At 59.4% G+C, this 19,137-nt stretch carries 13 protein-coding genes; 8 read left to right on the top strand and 5 right to left on the bottom strand.

The window, feature by feature from the left end:
* Positions 1-65 precede the first annotated feature (65 nt).
* Entirely contained in the window at positions 66-875 is an 810-nt protein-coding gene (locus EI291_RS19135; RefSeq protein ID WP_125423891.1) for a M48 family metalloprotease, read from the bottom strand.
* Positions 876-1,148: 273 nt separating this feature from the next.
* Here EI291_RS19135 and EI291_RS19130 point away from each other — a divergent pair, with 273 nt between their 5' ends.
* Positions 1,149-2,273, top strand: a complete 1,125-nt coding sequence (locus EI291_RS19130) for a DNA topoisomerase IB (RefSeq protein ID WP_125423890.1) — start codon at positions 1,149-1,151, stop codon at positions 2,271-2,273.
* Between the two features lie 69 nt (positions 2,274-2,342).
* Here the strand turns inward: EI291_RS19130 and EI291_RS19125 are convergent, their stop codons facing one another.
* The gene (locus tag EI291_RS19125; RefSeq protein ID WP_125423889.1) at positions 2,343-3,938 is read right to left on the bottom strand and encodes a hypothetical protein; all 1,596 of its coding nucleotides are present in this window, start codon (positions 3,936-3,938) and stop codon (positions 2,343-2,345) included.
* 150 nt (positions 3,939-4,088) lie between these two features.
* Between EI291_RS19125 and EI291_RS19120 the strand changes: the two genes are divergently transcribed.
* Positions 4,089-5,687, top strand: coding sequence for a hypothetical protein (locus tag EI291_RS19120; protein ID WP_125423888.1), 1,599 nt, complete (start codon positions 4,089-4,091; stop codon positions 5,685-5,687).
* 63 nt (positions 5,688-5,750) lie between these two features.
* Positions 5,751-6,194 (top strand): hypothetical protein, encoded by a 444-nt coding sequence (locus EI291_RS19115; protein WP_125423886.1) that lies wholly within the window; start codon positions 5,751-5,753, stop codon positions 6,192-6,194.
* 36 nt (positions 6,195-6,230) lie between these two features.
* On the opposite strand, the gene EI291_RS19110 is transcribed toward EI291_RS19115, so the two are convergent.
* The 3 genes from EI291_RS19110 to EI291_RS19100 form a co-directional block, all read right to left on the bottom strand.
* Positions 6,231-7,721 (bottom strand): exonuclease domain-containing protein, encoded by a 1,491-nt coding sequence (locus tag EI291_RS19110; RefSeq protein ID WP_125423885.1) that lies wholly within the window; start codon positions 7,719-7,721, stop codon positions 6,231-6,233.
* Positions 7,722-7,881: 160 nt separating this feature from the next.
* Complete coding sequence (locus tag EI291_RS19105) at positions 7,882-8,352, bottom strand: ferritin-like domain-containing protein (protein WP_125423883.1); 471 nt, start codon at positions 8,350-8,352, stop codon at positions 7,882-7,884.
* A gap of 200 nt (positions 8,353-8,552) precedes the next feature.
* A complete protein-coding gene (locus EI291_RS19100) occupies positions 8,553-9,737 on the bottom strand; it encodes an AI-2E family transporter (protein WP_125423880.1) in 1,185 nt (394 codons plus the stop codon).
* Positions 9,738-9,931: 194 nt separating this feature from the next.
* Between EI291_RS19100 and EI291_RS19095 the strand changes: the two genes are divergently transcribed.
* The 5 genes from EI291_RS19095 (at position 9,932) to thrS (ending at position 19,129) form a co-directional block, all read left to right on the top strand.
* Positions 9,932-11,845, top strand: a complete 1,914-nt coding sequence (locus EI291_RS19095; RefSeq protein ID WP_125423877.1) for a DNA topoisomerase IV subunit B — start codon at positions 9,932-9,934, stop codon at positions 11,843-11,845.
* Positions 11,846-11,931: 86 nt separating this feature from the next.
* On the top strand, positions 11,932-14,850 hold the full coding sequence (locus EI291_RS19090) for a DNA gyrase/topoisomerase IV subunit A (RefSeq protein ID WP_240635603.1): 2,919 nt from the start codon (positions 11,932-11,934) through the stop codon (positions 14,848-14,850).
* A 140-nt stretch (positions 14,851-14,990) separates the two neighbouring features.
* Positions 14,991-15,872, top strand: coding sequence for a tetratricopeptide repeat protein (locus tag EI291_RS19085; RefSeq protein WP_125423874.1), 882 nt, complete (start codon positions 14,991-14,993; stop codon positions 15,870-15,872).
* A gap of 54 nt (positions 15,873-15,926) precedes the next feature.
* Positions 15,927-17,045, top strand: coding sequence for a tetratricopeptide repeat protein (locus EI291_RS19080; protein ID WP_125423871.1), 1,119 nt, complete (start codon positions 15,927-15,929; stop codon positions 17,043-17,045).
* Positions 17,046-17,179: 134 nt separating this feature from the next.
* Entirely contained in the window at positions 17,180-19,129 is a 1,950-nt protein-coding gene (thrS, locus tag EI291_RS19075) for a threonine--tRNA ligase (RefSeq protein WP_125423868.1), read from the top strand.
* Positions 19,130-19,137 lie beyond the last annotated feature (8 nt).

Below are 19,137 nucleotides of genomic sequence, written 5' to 3'. Positions count from 1 at the left end.
AAACAGGCCAAAAAAAAGCTTCCGAAGCGCGCTTCGGAAGCTTTAAGTACGCGGTGAGCCGGAGCCTAGAGCGCGCTTTTCAGGGCATTGAAGTCAGAGCTGCCAGCCGTGCGGTTGCGGCATGCCAGCTGATCGGCCTTCGTCTGGATGTTCTGAATCCGGGAACCAGGGTCGGGGTGCGTACTCAGGAATTCCGGCGGGCTTTGCTGGCCTTCATTCTGGGCCTTGATGAAAAAGCCGGCCGCCCCGTCGCAGGCGTAGTAGTTAGTGCCATTGAGGTATTCCACTGAGTAGGCATCAGCCTCCGTCTCGTAGTCGCGGCTGAATTTCAGCTGGCCCAGGCTGGAAGCCACATCCACCAGCGTGTTCTCATTCTCGCCCAGCAACAGGCTCAGCAGCACGCTGATGCCATACTGGTTCTGCAGCTGCCGTGAGGTGTGCCGACGGTCGGCGTGGGCAATTTCGTGGCCCAGCACACCGGCCAGCTCCGTCTCGTTATCGAGGTACTTAATCAGGCCCGAGTACACGTAGATATGGCCGCCGGGCGTGGCAAAGGCATTCTGGGTGGCGTCGTCGCGGATAATCTTCACATCCCACGGAAACTCGTTGCGGTATTGCAGTTTACCGTTATCGAGGACGCGCGTTACAATGCGTCCGAGGGCCGCATACGCCTGCGGGTTGCTGCCAGGTTCCACCAATTGGCCTTTGGCGCGGAAAGTGGAATCGGTTTGGGCGGCTACTTTTTGGCCGAGGGCTTTGTCGTCTTCCACAGAGAAGAGCAGCACGCCGTCACCATCTTTGGAGCAGGAGGCGGCCCCGCCCAAAGTAAGCGCAAGGCCGGCCAGTAATCCAGTTTTTTGCAGAATGTGTCGCATACGAAGCGAGAAAAGTTGAAAAGGAAGGAAAGGAGCAGAATGCAGGCGGCGTAGAAAAAACAATGCCAGAGCTGCACGCCCCTAACGGTCATCGGGGCGCGGGTGTTGCGGTAGGAGGCCCATAGCGGGTGCTACCGTGCGGAGAATCAGCCCGAAAAACGATGTGCGAGCCGGCACTGCAACAGCGCCGGCCGCCTCACCGCACCTTGCGCTGAATTCCTGCGTACAGCTACCTGCCGCTACTGTCAGCTGGCTTTTAGCTATTCGTTCTTCATGGCAACTGCCACCACTACTCCCCGCCCCAAAACCAAGAAAAAACGGCTCTCCCCCTTGGATGAAGCCCATGTGCTCTACAAAGACCCCGCCCGGCAGGCCGAGCTGGCCGGCCTGCGCTACCTCACCGATACCAAGCCCGGCCTGACCCGTGTAGCCACCAAAAAAGGGGATTTCCAGTACCGCACAGCCGCGGGAGAGCCGATAGCCGATGAGAAAACGCTGACCCGCATTCAGGGGTTTGTAATACCGCCCGCCTGGACGGATGTCTGGATTTCGCCTTCCGCCACCACCCATTTGCAGGTAACCGGCCGCGACGCGAAAGGCCGCAAGCAGTACCTCTACCATCCGGCCTGGGACCAGGCCCGGGCCCTTACCAAGTTCAGCCGGTTGCGCGCCTTCGGGGAAAAGCTGGCCGAGCTACGGACCCACATGCACCAGGACCTTGCCCGCCCTCAGCTGGATAAGCAGAAAGTGGTAGCGCTGGTGCTTACCCTGATGGATCAGTCGTTTATCCGGGTCGGCAATAAGGAATACGCCAAAAAGAACAAGACCTACGGTCTTACCACCCTGCGCGACAAGCACGTGCAGGTGAGTGGGGCCGATGTGCGCTTCAGCTTCGTGGGCAAGAAAGGCGTGCCCCACGACCTCACCATCCACGACCGGAAGCTGGCCCGGCTGGTGCAGAAGTGCAAGGAAATACCGGGTCAGCACCTGTTCCAGTACTATACTCCCGACGGGCACCGCCAAGAGCTGGAATCGGGCGACGTGAACGAGTACCTGCACACGGTAACGGGCCTGAGCCTGTCGGCCAAGGATTTCCGCACCTGGGGCGGTACCGTGAAAATGGTGGAATGCCTGGAGCGGATCCTGGAGGAGGAACCGGATTTTCCAAAGCCCAAAACCCTGAAGCGCGCGGTAAAGGATGTAGCAGAAAACCTGGGCAACACGCCCAGCGTGTGCTCCAAATACTACATTCACCCGCAGGTGATTGAGCTGTTCAACTCCGATAAGCTCATCGATTACCTGCGCCGCCACGACGCCGACCCCGCCGAAAACGACTTGCTGACACCCACCGAACACATGGTGCTGGATATGCTGGCCGAGCTGGAAAAGGCGAAATAGTGAAGTGGTGAAGTTGTTGTTTGGCCCGCGCCATTTGCGGGGCTAATGGCAACTTCACCACTTTCCACGTTACCGCCCGGAGCCGTCCCGGTCAAACGCATGGGAACGGACGCTGTGCTCCGTGCAGTCTTTGGTTTCGGGGCCCGGTTCCACGGTGTTGTTGCGCTTGGTGTCGAAGAAACGGGTGTACTTACGCAAGCCGGCTACTCGTGATGAGTCCCGCAAGAGGTCAGCATCCGGCCCGCCATACACTTCCAGCATAGGGGAGCGGTGTACGTTGCCGGACACCATAAATTCGTCTTTGCCCCGTAAGCCGTGCAGCATCACGGTGCGCGTGTCGGCCGGGTTAAAACGACGCTGGTAGTACAGGGCCGCCGCCGGGTTCTGTGGGTTTACGGGCAGTGTGTACACCGATACCACGGTAGTCGTATCGTTCAGGCGTTCCACTACAAACCGTTCCGCCGCATCGGTACCGGCTACCAGCACCTGGCGGGCTTTGAGGCGGTAAAAGTCGGTAGCAGCCTGCGGCAGAGTGGTGCGGCGGGCTTTAAGAGTGGCAATGAGTCGTGCGCCTTCCAGGCGGTATACCTCCGGTGGCAGGCCCTGTTGTACGGCCTGCACAATGGCGGTATCGGTGAGGCGGAGCTGCAGTTCCCGGGCGGCGCGCAGGTAGCTGGCCCGGGGCACGTCCGCCAGGGCGCGCTCATCAATGAAGGAGGCGTTACGGGTGTAGCCTTCAATGCTTTCATACTGGGGGCGGAACGTGCGGAATTTAGCCACCAGCTTGCTGGCTATCCATGATATAACCCCGTCGTCAAATCGAAAAAAAACCTGGTCCCGGTCCTGGGGTACGGGTTTCCAGCGGATGTGGCCATCAGGCTGCGCATAGGCAGCCCAGCTCCACTGACCTTCGTGCCGGTCCCAGTCGCCCAGCCACAGGTCCAGCAGGCGGGCCCGTACGTAGGCCTCGCCATCCAGCTGGTGCTTGGGCGAGGCGTACCGCTCCTCCAACACATCCTCTGATTCTTCCAGATCCAGGGCGCCGGCCACGGGGCCGGCAATGTTCTGCTTGCCCTCGTACTTCGCCTCCAGCAGCACTACTTTCCCCCTAAACCGCTCAGAGGCGCTGCCCAGCCCGTTTTCATCGGGCCGCACATAAAAGGCGCGGGGCGAGGTGTGCGGTATGCCGGCGGCTTCGGCCAGGGGCGGCACCACAAATGCTCCGTAGGGCATGCCGGCGGAAGTAGCGTCGCGCACGGTAGTCAGAATAAACCCCTGGCGCAGAACTTTAGGTAAAGTACGGTAGGGGTCTTTGTCGATGCTGCGCAAGGCGTAGCTTCGGCCATCGGCCCCCACCAGCGTCATGCTGATAGTTTGAAAGCCCCCTCCGATTTTGCCGAAGCGCAGCCCCCCCGGCACGGCAGTCTGGGGGTTGAATACCGGCAGCGTAACCGGCTGGGCCCAGGTCTGGCGGTAGTGGCGGCCCAGAAAAAAACGGCCGCCCGGCCCCCGGCGGTAGTGCCGGCCGGCCGTTACGCGGGCACTATCGGCCCCTGCCGGTAGCGGGGTGGTGTAGTCGACCCGGGCATCGGGTTGAAAATAAGGGTGGCGGCTGCAGGAAACAGCGGGCAGCAGCAAACAAAGGAGAGCGAAACGTACAGTCATGCAGGGCGGGTAAGCGCGGCTTGGGTTCCTTCAACGCAACTTCCGCAGAAAAGTCAATGCCTGTATGGATAACCGCCGGGGCCGGGTTTGCGCTATAAGACCAGCTGCTCCGGTTCGGGCAGCTGTTTCATTGTACATAACCACCGATTCGTGCCGTTTTCCTCTCCCGCATCCTGGTTGGCCTTTAGCCTGAGCAGCGGCCTGTTACTGGCCTCCTGTCAGGCCCCGGCCCAGCCCCGGCCTGCCGCCCGGCCCGTTATCCGGCCCGACTCGACGGTGCTGGTGGCCGCCGGACCTCAATACGACCGTGGCGCGCTTCATCGGTTTTTCTGGGGCACGCATTACCGGGCCCTCTGGGGGCTGCCCGTAACGGCGCCCGTATTCAACCTGCGCACTGCCGTGCCGGGCGGACTCACACCGGTGCGGGAAGGGGGCTCGTTCCAAACCAAAAACCTGCGGCTGGTTGACCGAAACGGTGTACAGTACGTGCTCCGCTCCGTAGATAAGGATGCTACCAAGGCCTTGCCCGAAAGCTTGCAGGAAGGTCCCATCGGCCGCCTGATGAAGGACCAGACCAGCGTTATTCATCCATACGGGGCCTATATCGTGGCTCCGTTGGCCCAGGCCGCCGGCCTCTACCATACCAACCCCCGCCTGATCTACGTGGCCGACGACCCGGCTCTGGGGGAGTTTCGGGAAAGCTTCGCCAATGCGCTGTATTTGTTTGAGGAGCGGCCCGAAGGCGACCAGCGCGCGGTAGGCAGCTTTGGCAACTCCACGGCCGTGGAAAGCTCCCGCAAGGTATTTACCAATCTGGTAGCCAAGTCTTCGTTTCGGGTAGATGCCCGCCAATACCTGCGCAGCCGGCTGTTTGATATGTGGCTGGGCGACTGGAGCCGGCGCGAGGACCAGTGGCGCTGGGCAAGCTTTGCCGCCGCGGACGGCGGCACCGTGTACCGGGCCATTCCGCGCGACCGGGACCACGCCTTCTTTAAGTTTGATGATGGCCTGCTCACGCACATGATTGGCTGGGTGAAATCCAACTACCAGAGCTTCCATGAGCAAATTCGGCTGGCCGATGTGGAGGGCCTGAACCAGGCCGCCCGGCCCATGGACAAGTCGTTGCTGGCCTATCTGAGCCGGGAAGATTTCCGGCAGGTGGCCGATTCACTCCGGGGTTCCCTCACGGATGCAGCCATTGCCCGGGCGCTGGCCGTGTGGCCGAAGGAAGTGCAGCAAATGAGTAGTTCCGATTTCACCCGCAAGCTGCGTGGCCGCCGGGAGCAGCTGCCGGCCGTAGCTGAAAAATTCTACGAGTTGCTTGCCCGCGACGTGGAGCTGCCCGGTACCGATGAAGCCGAGCGGTTTGTGCTGGAGCCGACCCCCAACGGCGGTGTGCGGGTGCAGGTATTCCACCTCACATCGCAAGGCGCAACCCTGCTCCGGCAACGCACCTTCGCCCGCGGCGAAACCCGCTCAATCAAGCTATTCGGGTTGGGTGGCAATGATGAGTTTGAACTGCGCGGCGAACCGGACGCGCACCTGGAAATCGGAGTGTACGACGGGGCCGGGCAGGACCTGGTTGAAGCCACACCCGTGCCCACCAAACGCCTCCGCAGCCGCATCACCGTCTACGACAGTGGGGATGGCAACACCCTGCGAATTGGTAAAATCAACCTCGAAAAGTATCAGCCCCGGGCCGAAGAATTTGATGCTGCCGGCTGGCTGCTGCGCCATCGGCTGTATTAGCCCAGGCAAGAAGGAAGTGGTGTACGGCTGTTCGTACATATATTTGGGCTCTATTCAGCCTGCATGCACACGTTCACCGTCCCGGATTTCCTGCACCTAACCTACCGAGACGACCTTGACTTTCTGGTTGCCCGCTGGCTGAGGCCGGTTTCCGCCCACGAAACCAGGCAGGGGTACCAGCTTATTCTGGAGGCGGCGCGGACGTGTGCCTGTCCGTACTGGCTGCTGGATGGGCGCCGTCGCCTACCCGCCGATGCTGAAACCACCCGTTGGGGTCTGGAGGAATTTTTTCCTAAAATGGCGGACTTATTGGGCAAACCGGTGTTCATGAGCCAGCTGTTGTCGCCCACTTACCAGGAAATTACGGAAAGCCTGCAAGCATTCAGGACAGCTGAGCAGGACGAAAAGCGGACCTACCGGATGCGCCGCTTCAACGACGAGACGAAGGCAGTACAATGGCTGCAGCAGGAGCAGGCCCGCCACAATGGGCAGAGCGGTCCGCAGTAGTCTGTTTCACAACCCGGCCTCGGTGCTGTCTACTGCTCAGGAAAACACCTTGACTTTATCCTTGTGTTCGGTGCGCAGGTACTGCCGGATAATCTGCTGCACGTCCTTATTATCATTGTAACGCGTAATGGCATCCCGGAAATCGGCGAAGCGGCGGGCGGAGAAAACCTCGTCCACGTACCCGAAACCAAGGTAGCGGCCGTTTTCCACTACGACTAGGCTTTTCTCATCCGGCCGGCGGCCCTGCCCAATCACTACAAATGAGCCGTGCTCATAGGTAAATGACTCAATGGCGGCTTCCACGCGCTGGTTGTACTCCTCAGGGGGTTCCAGGCCCAGGCAGGCTCCCTTGCAGCGGTGCACCTGGTAATCGAAGCAGGAACCCTGCGTCTTGTACAGGTCGCAGAGCTTCTGACACAGGTTAAACTTGGCCACCTTATGAAACAGGAAGCCCTTGGCCTTATACTGGTTGCCCAATGCAATCAGCGGGTGCGACTCCGCATGGTCGTCGGCGCGGCCGTAGTAGAGGTGCTTGTAGCCGTTTTCGTCGGTGCGCAGGAAGATACCGGCCGGAAATACTGAGCGGCGCTGAGCACGGTTGTATAGGGGCTTCAGCCGCTTGATTTCGTGCGATTCGTAGAGCAGCGCCACCAGCTCCGAGCCCGTCAGCTCCCAGGTAATATCCGAAATGGAGTTTTTGAACTCAATGCTCTTGCGCGACTTATAATCGACGGCAAAATGCTGTTGAATCCGCTTGTAGATGTTGATGCTCTTCCCTACATAAATCACCTCCCCGGCCTCGTTGTGGAAGTAGTACACCCCTGCTTCCTGGGGCAAGGAATCTACTTTCTCCGGGCTGATGTTGGGTGGCAGCAGGGCCGTTTTAATAGCCTCCTGCACCGCCTTGATTTTCCGGGCTGAAGGTTGCTTTGCTTTAGCCGCCGCACCGGCCGGCCGCTGCCCCGCCGGAGCATTGGCATCCACGGCCGCCAGTGCCTCCGCCGGGTTCAGGCTGGCGGCCGTATCCTGCTGCTGACTGATGGCCAGAAGCCGCCCAAACAGTACGGCGGTGGCCGCGGCGTCTCCGGTGGCCCGGTGGCGGTCCTGAAGGGGAATTCCAATGTTCTGGCACAGCTTACCCAGGCTATAGCTGGGTTGCCCGGGAATCAGGGAGCGGCTCAGGCGCACCGTGCACAGGGTTTTGCGCGAGTAGTTATAGCCCAAATCGGCAAACTCTTTCTTCAGAAAGGAGTAGTCGAACCGCACGTTGTGCGCCACAAACACGCAGCCTTCCGTAATTTCAACAATCTTTCGCGCGACCTCGTGAAACTTGGGTGCGTCGCGCACCATATCATCGGTAATGCCGGTAAGCTGCGTAATAAAGAAAGGAATTGCCCGCCCCGGGTTGAGCAGTGTGCTGAACTCATCTACCACCTTTTCGCCATCATGGATATAAATGGCAATTTCGGTGATGCGGTCCTGCGCGGGCTGGCCCCCGGTGGTTTCAAGGTCGATGATGGCGTACAAGAGGGGAGATGCTATAGGTGATGCAGCGTACGTAGCGAAACAGATTGCTAACAAAGATACCCGGTCGGAAGGTTGCAGCGGCTAACTATCTTAGTGGTGCCCAAACGCAAACAGCCCGCCAAGAGGCGGGCTGTTGGTACTGGTTATTGTGGCGGAACGCTTAGCGGCTGCCTTTTTGCTGGGTAATCCAGTTTTTGGCCGAGAGAATTTCGCCGTGCTGTTTCTGGATTACGTTGCGGGCCTCTACGGGCAGCTCATTGGAGCGCAGTGCCGTCTCGTAGCTTTTCAGAGCGGTAGCGTCGCCGGTTTCGCACTCGCCCAGAATAGCCGAGTCGTTCTGGCCCGTTACGGCCGATTTAATGTTGATCCAGCCCCGGTGTACGGCGGCGGCGGCATCAGCCAAAGCACCCTCAACGGTTCCTTCGCTTTCGGGGTTGATGCCGTACTGCTGGGCGTGCTGGCTGAGTTCCGAGGCAAACTGGGCGCGCTGCTGACTCATCTGGCTCAGCTTCGATTTCAGATCGGGGCTGGATACGCCTTCAGCTGCTTCCTGATAGCCTTTAGCGGCCGTTTTATTGATTTCTACTAGGTCGTTGTATGCGCGGGCAGTTTCGCCGGTGATGGTAGCCATGATGGAAAGAAAATTAGGGTGGTAGAGAACTGAGAACAAGCCGAGCCAGTGGTGGCAGCCTGGGTGTATACCGCAGAGAAGCCAGCCGGGGTTGTGTGTAAAATTTAGGGTCAGGCCTTGAATAACAGCGGTTTGCTATATAAAAAGAAGGTTCGGCAATGGGGGTGCCGCACCTTCTTTGGTTACTCAGTAATAAGTGGTTACGCGGCTTTTCCCAGCATCCGCCTCCAGAGTTTCTGCACCGCATTAGGCTGCTGATTCTCAGGTTTTACGGAGTCCTCACCTTCGGCCGTATCGCCCAGCAGAAAACCCCAGGGCTCAGTGGTTTTGTTTGCATCCAGCACCACTTTGGCCACGGCCATCAGTGGAATGCTGAGAATCATGCCCGGCGTGCCCCACAGTTCCCCGCCCAGAATCAGGGCCAGAATGGCAGCCAGCGGGTTGATGCTTACCTGCGAGCCGGTAATCATGGGCGTAATGAAGTTGCCTTCCAGAAACTGCACCACCACAAACACCCCAATTACCAGCGCCGCCTGCACCGGAGAGCCGGTTTCTACCAGCGTGATGATGGCCGGGATGGTAGCGCCAATCATAATGCCGATGTAGGGAATAACGGCCAGCACCGAGGCAAAAATGGCGAAGAAGATGGCAAACTTGACCCCCAGCGCCAACAGGCCGATGCCGTTCAGAATGGAAACGATAACAATCACCTTGAACAGACCCGAAATGTAAGCCTGCACCACCGTCTGGATGTTATCTACGGTGTGCAGCACGGTGGTGCGCTTGTCGGGGGCTACAAAACGGAACATGAACTGCCGCAGATGGTCGCGGTAGTACAGAAAGCAGAAAATGTAAATCAGCACCTGCGCCAGGTTGCTCAGCACGGCGGTGGTGGTGTTCAGGGTGGTGCCCAGGTAGGAGCCGCCCGATTTCTTGAGTGCCTTGATGGACGTCTCCTTCAGGTCATCGATGCTCATGGGCTCATAGCCAAACTTGAGGTGGGCCCATTCCTGAATTTCGGTGAAGAACTGCATCATTTTGGTCTGCAGCTTCGGAATTTCATTTTTGAACTGCGCCAGCTGCGAGCCAAAACCCAGAATTACGCTGGCAAATACAGCCAGCACCAGCACCAGACAAATGATGATGGCCAGTATCCGGGGAACTCCTTTCTGCTCCAGCCAGCGGCAGATGGGCAGCAGCAGCAGCGTAAACACGGCTGAAAACAACAGCGGCAGCAGAATATCGTCCAGAACCTTCAGGGAATAAACCAGCAATACCAGCGCCAGCATAAAAAAGGCAAACTGGATGATGGGCGCCTGTTTTACCAACGGGTTCGGCTTGTGGCCGGAGGGCGGCAGATTGTGTTGTACGTTCGGGTGTAGCATTTGCTAACTAAATTGGAGTTTTGGTGTGTGCGTGTTAGGGGGTAAACAAGGCAAATTTCCGCTTTACGTCGGGATTGGTGCGCGGAAACAATGAGAATAGCCGGGGATTTTGCTAACTTTACTAGTGAAAGTAAAGCGCGGAAACGGGCAATTTTCTGCGTTATTTTACCTCAAATTTGATTTCTGGTTTTCTGATGGCTGAACAGCAAGCATCCCCCGCTCCACACGCGTACACCGAAGACAGCATCCGCTCCCTCGATTGGCGGGAGCACATCCGGCTGCGCCCCGGCATGTACATCGGTAAGCTCGGCGACGGCTCAAGCTATGATGACGGCATTTATGTGCTGGTGAAGGAGGTTATCGATAACTCCATTGATGAGCACGTAATGGGCTACGGCCGCACTATTGACATCAAAATATCCGACAGCCGGGTGCAGGTGCGCGACTATGGCCGGGGCATTCCGCTGGGCAAAGTGGTGGAGGTAGTCAGCAAGATTAACACGGGCGGCAAGTACGACAGCAAAGTATTCCAGAAGTCTGTTGGCTTGAACGGCGTAGGTACCAAGGCGGTTAACGCCCTCAGCAATTATTTCCTGGTGCAGAGTGTGCGCGACGGCCAGATGAAGGCCGCTGAGTTTGAGCAGGGCCTGCTCAAAACCGACGCCCAGCCACAGCCCACCAGCCAGCGCAACGGTACCCTGATGGTGTTTCAGCCCGATGATACCATCTTCCGCAACTACCGCTTTATCCCGGAGTTTCTGGAAAGCCAGATCTGGAACTACTGCTACCTCAACGCCGGCCTCACCATCAACTTCAACGGCCAGCGCTACCACTCCGAGAATGGCCTCAAAGACCTGCTGGCCCGCAAAGCCGACCCGGAGGCCATGCGTTACCCCATTGTGCATCTGAAAGGGGAGGATATTGAGCTGGCCATCACCCACGGCAACGACTACGGTGAGGAGTATTATTCGTTCGTGAACGGGCAGTACACCACGCAGGGCGGTACCCATTTGGCCGCCTTCCGCGAAGCCGTGGTGAAGACCGTGCGTGAGTTTTATAAAAAAGAGTACGACGCGGCCGATATCCGGGGCTCCATTGTGGCGGCCATTTCGGTGCGGGTGCAGGAGCCGGTGTTTGAAAGCCAGACCAAAACCAAGCTCGGCTCCCTCAACATGGGTCCCGATGGGCCTACCGTGCGCGGCTTCATCCTCGACTACATCAAGGAGCACCTCGATAACTACCTGCACAAAAACCCGGCGGTAGCGGAGGCCCTCAAAAAGCGCATCGAGCAGAGTGAGCGGGAGCGGAAGGACATGGCCGGGGTGAAAAAGCTGGCTAACCAGCGCGCCAAGAAAGCCAACCTGCACAACCGTAAGCTGCGCGACTGCCGCCTGCACCTGGGCGAAACCAAGGACGAGGAAAAAGCCCTGCTCACCACCCTGTTCATCACCGAGGGCGACTCCGCGTCGGGTTCCATCACCAAGAGCCGCAGCGTGGAAACGGAGGCCGTATTCAGTCTGCGTGGTAAGCCGCTCAACTGCTTCGGGCTCAAGAAGAAGATTGTGTACGAAAACGAGGAGCTGAACCTGCTGCAGCACGCCCTCAACATCGAAGAAGGCATAGAAAACCTGCGCTATAACCGCGTGGTCATTGCCACCGATGCCGACGTGGACGGCATGCACATCCGGCTGCTGCTGCTCACGTTCTTCCTGCAGTTCTTCCCCGATTTGGTGCGCAACGGTCACGTGTTCATCCTGGAAACCCCGCTGTTCCGGGTGCGCAACAAGAAAACCACTATCTACTGCTACAACGAGCAGGAAAAGCAGGCCGCCATGCGCCAGCTGGGCCGTAACCCCGAGGTGACGCGCTTCAAAGGCCTGGGCGAAATCAGCCCCGATGAGTTCGGTAAGTTTATCGGCGACAACATCAAGCTGGAACCCGTGATTCTGCAATCGGACCGCTCTATTCAGCAGGTGCTCACCTACTACATGGGCAAAAACACGCCCGCCCGCCAGGAGTTTATCATCGATAACCTGCGGCAGGAGAAGGATTTGATAACTTCCGACGTGCTGCCCGTAGCAGAAGTGGCGGAAGAAGACTTGGCGTAATTTTATGAGTTCCTCCGGCCTCTGGTCGGGGAGAGGTACAAGAACAATAATCGTGGCAGGTGCCACACCCTACCGTGTCAGAAGAAATGAACCCCCAGGACCCGAATTCCGAAGAACAGCCCAACCTGTTTGGGGCCGGCGACTCCTTTGAATTCGGGGCAGCCTCTCCCGATGAGGAGCAGGCCCAGCTAAGCATAAGCGAAACCGGCGAGCTACTACTGGAAATGGCCGATGCCGAAACCACGGCCTCCGAGCCGGATACCGACAGTGAACCCGCGCCAGCGGAAGAGGAGCCCAAATTCGCACCCGGCGAGACAATTCACGACGTGGCCACCGTGAATGGCATGTACCAGAACTGGTTTCTGGATTACGCCAGCTACGTAATTCTGGAGCGGGCCGTGCCGGCCATTGAAGACGGACTCAAGCCCGTACAGCGCCGCATTCTGCACGCTATGAAGGAGATGGACGATGGCCGTTTCAACAAAGTGGCCAACGTCATCGGGCAGACCATGCAGTACCACCCCCACGGCGACGCCAGCATCGGCGACGCCATGGTGAATCTGGGCCAGAAGGACCTGCTAATCGAAACCCAGGGTAACTGGGGCGACATCCGCACCGGCGACGGGGCGGCCGCGCCGCGTTATATCGAAGCCCGCCTCAGCAAGTTTGCCCTGGACGTGGTGTTCAACCCCGACATTACCGAGTGGCAGATGAGCTACGACGGCCGCAAGCGGGAGCCCACCACGCTGCCCGTGAAATTTCCACTGCTGCTGGCGCAGGGTGTGGAGGGCATTGCCGTGGGCCTGAGCACCAAGATCATGCCCCACAATTTCCGGGAGCTGTGCAAAGCCAGCATCGACGTGCTGCGGGGACGGGACATCCAGCTGTTTCCGGATTTCCCCACCGGCGGCCTCTGCGACGTCACGAATTACAACGGCGGTCTGCGCGGGGCCAAAATCCGCCTGCGCGCCACCATTGAGAAGGTTGATAAAACCCTGCTCGTCATCCGCGACATTCCGTACGGTACCACTACCACGGCGCTGATGGAGAGCATCGTGAAGGCCTCGGAAGCCAACAAAATCAAGATCAAGAAGGTGGTGGACAACACTGCCGCCGAGGTGGAAATCCAGGTGCACCTGCCGGCCGGCGTGAGTCCCGACCTCACGATGGACGCGCTGTACGCCTTCACCGACTGCGAAATCAGCATTTCGCCCAACACCTGCGTGATTATCGAGGATAAGCCGCGGTTTGTGGGGGTGGAGGATATGCTCAAGCTCAGCACCCAGAAAACGGTGCGCCTGCTGGAGCGGGAGCTGGAAATCCGCCAGGAGGAGCTGCAGGAAAAGTGGCACTCGGCTTCGCTGGAGAAGATTTTCATTGAAAACCGCATCTACCGCAAAATTGAGGAGTGCGAAACCTGGGAAGATATTCTGCAGACCATTGACGCCGGCTTGAAAAAGTTTGTGCGGGTGGAAGGCGAAAAGCCCAAGGCCAACGACACCCGCATTGTGCTGCGCCGCGCCATCACCGAGGACGACCTCACACGCCTCACCGAAATCCGCATCAAGCGCATCAGCAAGTTCGATGGGTTCAAGGCCGAGGAGTACATTCAGCGCTTGGAAACCGAGCTGGCCGAAGTGGCCGACCACTTGGCCAACATCACCCGCTACGCCATCAATTACTTTGAAGGGCTGCTGAAAAAGTACGGCGCGGGCCGGGAGCGGAAAACCCAACTGCGCACCTTCGATGTGGTAACGGCCCAGAAAGTGGCTGTGGCCAACCAGAAGCTGTACGTGAACTACGCCGATGGTTTTGTGGGCTACGGCCTCAAAAAGGACGAAAAAGCCGTGGAGGTGACGTCCTGCTCCGATTTAGACGACATCATTGCCATCCGCCGCGACGGAACGTTCACCGTCAGCCGCATTGCCGAAAAGACGTTCGTGGGCAAGGACATCCTGCACGTGGGCGTGTACAACAAGAACGATGACCGGCTGGTGTACAACATGATTTACCAGGATGGCGCGTCGGGCATCAGCTTTGCTAAACGGTTCCTGGTAACGGGTATCACCCGCGACAAGGTGTATGACCTGACCAAGGGCACCAAAGGCACCAAAACGCTCTATCTCACGGCCAACCCCAACTCCGAGTCGGAAGTGGTGGGCGTACAGCTTTCCGACAAGGCTCCGGCCCGCGTGAAGCAGTTTGATTTCGACTTTGCCGAGCTGGCTATCAAAGGCAAGGGCTCGATGGGCAACATCGTAACCAAGCAGCCCATCAAGAAAATCACCCAGAAAAGCCTGGGCGACTCGACGCTGGGTGGGCGCGAAACCTTCTTTGACAGCGTGGTGGGCCGCCTCAACCACGCCGGCCACGGCCGCTACCTGGGTGCCTTCGATACCGACGACACGCTGCTGCGCGTGTTCAAGGACGGCAGCTACGACCTGCAGTCGCCGGACCTAGCCCTGCACTTCGATATGGCCAACATGCTGCTGCTGCGCAAGCTGGAGCCCGATACCGTGCTGACGGCCGTGTACCAGGAAGGGGAGTCGAAAACCTACTTCGTGAAGCGGTTCAAGATTGAAACCAGCACGCTGGACAAGCGCTTTATCTTCATTTCCGAAACCAAGGGCTCCAAGCTGATAGCCGTAACGGCCAACCCCGAGCCGGAAGCGGAAATCAAGCTGCAGCGCGACAAAAAGGCCGACAAGGAAACCGAGAAGCTGCTCCTGCACGAGTTCATTGACGTGAAAGGCTGGAAAGCTCAGGGCAACAAGCTCAACTACTTCAAGGTCCACGCCATCCAGCTGCTGACCGACGAAGGCCCCGAGCCACCGCGCCGAGAAGCCCGGAAAAAAGCCGGTCCGGCTACCATTCCGCGGGCCACCACGCCGGTTACGGCCGAGCCGCTGCCGGATCAGCACGGCCCCGTGGATATTTCGGACGCTGATGTAGCCCAGGCGCAGGCGGTCCTCAAAACGCCCAAGTCGCAGCTGAAGCTGTTTTAAAGCAGAGTTATTCCCTGATCCGGTTGAAACGGCCGCTCATCGTTGCATGAGCGGCCGTTTTGCTGTCAATTAAACAACTTTACGGCCCCGGCTGTGTCCATCAGCTGTCTGGGTTCATCCTCAACGCCACCACTGCGCATATGCCACACGTGTTTTGCTCCATAGCCCGCTGGGGGTTGCTGAGCTGGTGGCTGGTCACTGCCCACTGTCTGGCGGCTCAGCGCCCCCCACAGGCAGGTAAGCCGGAAAAGGCAGCTGTTTCTGCGGCTCCCGCGCCCGACCCGGCCATCCTGCAGCTGTTAAATGAGGCGGCCCGGCTGCAGTCGGAATACCACGAGTCGGAAGCCCTGAGCAAGTACGAGCAGGCTCTCAGCAAAGCACCGGCCACTTATGAAGCGCTGTGGCAGGCGGCCGTGCTGAGCGTCCGGATTGGCAGCCGCTATACCGACGAAACCCGAAAATCGGCGTACTATGCGGCGGCCCGGCTGTATGCCAACCGTGCCCTGGTGGTACGGCCCGATGGGGCGGAAGCGCACTACGCTGAAGCGCTGACGCTGGCCAACCAGGCTACACTGCTGTCGGCGCGGGGGCGGCTGCTGGCGTATAAAGAAATGCGTAGCCACGTGTTCCGGGCCACTGAGCTCCGCCCGGAATGGGCCGACGCTTGGCAACTGCTGGGCCGCTGGCATTACCGCGTGGACCATTACAACATCCTCGAGCGAATTTTTAGCCGCGTTTTTCTGGGCGGTATGCCGGCCAGTGCCAGTACCTTCATGGCCATTGATGCGCTCCGCAAAGCCCACGAGCTGGAGCCTAAACGCATTCAATTCGCTTATGATCTGGCCCGCGTGTACTTGAACCGGAGCCAGCAAACCCGGGCCTCGGCCGTATTGCAGGAAGCTGTATCCCTCACGCCCGTCACGGCCGATGAGCTGGAAATCAGCCGCCGCTGCCGCCGAATGCTGGAACAGCTCAACCGCCGGCTGCGGCGGCAGGTGCATCATCGCCTGAAACGGCTGTAGCTACTTACTGCCGAATTTGCCCTGTATCTTTACAGCGGTTTTTTATTGCTGCTCGTGCCTGCTTCCCGCTTTTTTCGGTTTTCACTTGTGCTGGCCTCTGGCTGGTTGATTGGCTGTGCCGAAACCCCTGCGGAGCGCTCCGAAAGCATGGTGAATCTGAAAACCGTGCAGAGCGGCCCTCATATTCAGGCGGAAGAGCTGGACGGAGCTATTAGCCGACAGCCCCGGAATGCCTCCCTGTACGCCCGCCGGGCGGCGTTTCGGCTGGATGCCGGTCAGGTGGAGCCGGCGTTGAGTGACATCAACCAGGCCCTGGAGCTGGATGATGCGCCGGGCGAATTCTACTTCACCAAGGCCCGGGCGCTACGGGCGCAGGGCCGAATTAAATCGGCGCTGGCCGCTACCGATGAAGCCGCCCGTCGGGGCTTTGCCTCGCCTGAGCTGAATCTGCTGGTAGGAGAGATGCACCTGGCAGCTCGCCGCTACCAGGATGCCCTCGACCAGCTGGACCGCGCCCTGCAGCAGGAGCCTGATCTGGCGGCGGCCCTGTTCTACAAAGGAGTTGCTTACATCGGGCTGCAGGATACCGTACAGGCCCTGGATTACCTGCGGGCCAGCCTCGCCCGCGACCCGCGCCAGCCCGAAACCCTGCATCAGCTGGCCTTTCTGCTGAATGCGTTCCGGCAGCCCGCCCAGGCGGCCCAGTACGCGGCCAAAGGGTTGAAGCTGGCTCCTGATTACGGCCCATTGTGGTATGATTACGGCCGGCAGTTTGAGCTGCAGAACCAGCCCGATAGCGCCCAGCGGGTGTATGCCCGTACCGTGCAGCTGGATACTACCTTCTACCGAGCCGATTACCGCCTCGGGCTGGCCGCGTACAAGTCTCGGCAGTACGCGCAGGCCATTCCGCACCTGCAGCGGGCCCTGCGCCGGGCCCCGCGCCTGGAAAATGCCCGCCAGATGCTGGCCGAAAGCTACGAGAGCCTGGCCCGTTGGCCGGAAGCCGCCGACCAGTACCGTCTGCTGGTGCAGGAAAACCCCGGCAACCGCCACTGGACCTATAAAGCCTGGAAAGTTGGTAACCGCTCCCGCGGCGTTATCGTGGATGAAACTCCGCGCCCGGCCCCCGTGGAGGCCATTGAGCCCATTCAGGCCCAGCGGCCAGGGCTGTAAGCGGTTATTCGTTGTTCGTTTTTAGCTGTCCGTTATTCGATTATCCTTATACCAGGAATCGAACAACGGACAACTAAAAACGAACAACTAACTTGCGGCTTCACGGCTGTTTGTATAGCCACAACCCCCATGTTATGCTTAACATCACCCTCCCCGACGGCTCGGTGCGCCAGTTTGTAGATGGCGCCACGGGCTACGACGTTGCCGCCGGCATCAGCGAAGGCCTCGCCCGCAATGCCCTCGGTGTGCGCGTCAACGGCGAAGTGCGCGACCTGCACCGCCCCATCGAACACGATGCGCAGGTTGCCATCCTCACCTGGAACGACCCCGAAGGCAAATCGACGTTCTGGCACTCCTCGGCTCACCTCATGGCCGAAGCCCTGGAAGCCTTGTATCCCGGCGTGAAGCTGGGCATCGGCCCCAGCATTGAAAACGGCTTCTACTACGACATCGACCTGGGCGAAGGCCGCTCAATTTCTACCGACGACCTGCCGGCCGTTGAAAAGAAAATGCTGGAGCTGGCCAAAAACAAAAGCCAGTACCAGCGCCGCGAGGTAAGCAAGGCCGACGCCATTGCCTACTTCACCGAAAAGCAGGACCCCTACAAGCTGGATTTGCTGGAGCGCCTCGAAGACGGCTCCATCACCTTTTACACGCAGGGTGATTTCACCGACCTCTGCCGCGGCCCCCACATTCCTGATACCTCGCCCATTAAGGCCGTAAAGCTGCTGAACGTGGCCGGGGCCTACTGGCGCGGCGACGAGAAGAACAAGCAGCTCACGCGCATCTACGGCATCACTTTCCCTAAAGCCAAGGAGCTGACGGAGTACCTGGAGAAGCTGGAAGAAGCCAAGCGTCGCGACCACCGCAAGCTGGGCAAGGAGCTGGAACTGTTTGCCTTCTCGGAGAAGGTAGGCGCGGGCCTGCCCCTGTGGCTGCCCAAAGGCACGGCCCTGCGTGAGCGGCTGGAACAGTTTCTGCGCCGGGCTCAGGTGAAGGCCGGCTACTCGCCGGTGGTAACGCCCCACATCGGCTCCAAGGAGCTGTACGTGACCAGCGGCCACTACGAGAAATACGGAGCAGACTCTTTCCAGCCCATCAAGACGCCGAATCCGGGCGAGGAATTCTTCCTCAAGCCCATGAACTGCCCCCACCACTGCGAGATTTACAAAACCAAGCCCCGCTCGTACCGCGACCTGCCGGTGCGCCTGGCCGAGTTTGGCACCGTGTACCGCTACGAGCAGTCGGGCGAGCTGCACGGCCTCACGCGGGTACGCGGCTTTACGCAGGATGACGCCCACATCTTCTGCCGTCCCGACCAGGTGAAGGAGGAGTTCATGAAGGTAATTGACATCGTGCTGTACGTGTTGCGCGCCCTCGACTTCCCCGACTTCACCGCCCAGATTTCCCTGCGCGACCCGGAAAATAAGACCAAGTACATCGGCACCGATGAGAACTGGGCCAAAGCCGAGCAGGCCATCATTGAGGCGGCTACGGAAAAAGGCCTGAACACGGTAACGGAGTTGGGCGAAGCCGCCTTCTACGGCCCCAAGCTCGACTTCATGGTGCGCGACGCCCTGGGCCGCAAGTGGCAGCTGGGCACCATTCAGGTGGACTATAACCTGCCCGAGCGCTTCGACCTGGAGTACGTGGCCCCCGACAACTCCCGTCAGCGTCCCGTTATGATTCACCGCGCGCCGTTCGGCTCGCTGGAGCGTTTCGTGGCCGTGCTCATTGAGCACTGCGCCGGCAACTTCCCGTTGTGGCTCTCGCCCGAGCAGTTTGCCGTGCTGCCCATTTCCGAGAAGTACCACGACTACGCCCAGCAGGTGTACGACTCGCTGGTGCAGGCCGAGTTGCGCGGCACCGTAGACCACCGCGACGAAAAAATCGGCCGCAAAATCCGCGACGCCGAGGTTTCCAAGATTCCCTACATGCTTATCGTAGGGGAGAAGGAGCAGGCTGAAGGCGTGGTGTCAGTGCGTCGCCACGGCCAGGGCGACGTGGGCAGCATGCCCATTGCCGAGTTCATCCGCAGCTTCCAGCAGCAGGTGCAGGAGATGATGGACGGTAAGTCTGTCTGATTTGTCAG

Origin of the sequence: Hymenobacter rigui (genome assembly GCF_003944715.1) — a bacterium.
Classification (GTDB): domain Bacteria; phylum Bacteroidota; class Bacteroidia; order Cytophagales; family Hymenobacteraceae; genus Hymenobacter; species Hymenobacter rigui.
This window is presented reverse-complemented; position numbering and strand designations above follow the sequence as displayed.

Coding starts and splice junctions, on each gene's coding strand:
- EI291_RS19135 (WP_125423891.1), bottom strand. CDS start 875: ATGCGACACATTCTGCAAAAAACTGGATTACTGGCCGGCCTTGCGCTT.
- EI291_RS19130 (WP_125423890.1), top strand. CDS start 1,149: ATGGCAACTGCCACCACTACTCCCCGCCCCAAAACCAAGAAAAAACGG.
- EI291_RS19125 (WP_125423889.1), bottom strand. CDS start 3,938: ATGACTGTACGTTTCGCTCTCCTTTGTTTGCTGCTGCCCGCTGTTTCC.
- EI291_RS19115 (WP_125423886.1), top strand. CDS start 5,751: ATGCACACGTTCACCGTCCCGGATTTCCTGCACCTAACCTACCGAGAC.
- EI291_RS19105 (WP_125423883.1), bottom strand. CDS start 8,352: ATGGCTACCATCACCGGCGAAACTGCCCGCGCATACAACGACCTAGTA.
- EI291_RS19100 (WP_125423880.1), bottom strand. CDS start 9,737: ATGCTACACCCGAACGTACAACACAATCTGCCGCCCTCCGGCCACAAG.
- EI291_RS19095 (WP_125423877.1), top strand. CDS start 9,932: ATGGCTGAACAGCAAGCATCCCCCGCTCCACACGCGTACACCGAAGAC.
- EI291_RS19090 (WP_240635603.1), top strand. CDS start 11,932: ATGAACCCCCAGGACCCGAATTCCGAAGAACAGCCCAACCTGTTTGGG.
- EI291_RS19085 (WP_125423874.1), top strand. CDS start 14,991: ATGCCACACGTGTTTTGCTCCATAGCCCGCTGGGGGTTGCTGAGCTGG.
- thrS (WP_125423868.1), top strand. CDS start 17,180: ATGCTTAACATCACCCTCCCCGACGGCTCGGTGCGCCAGTTTGTAGAT.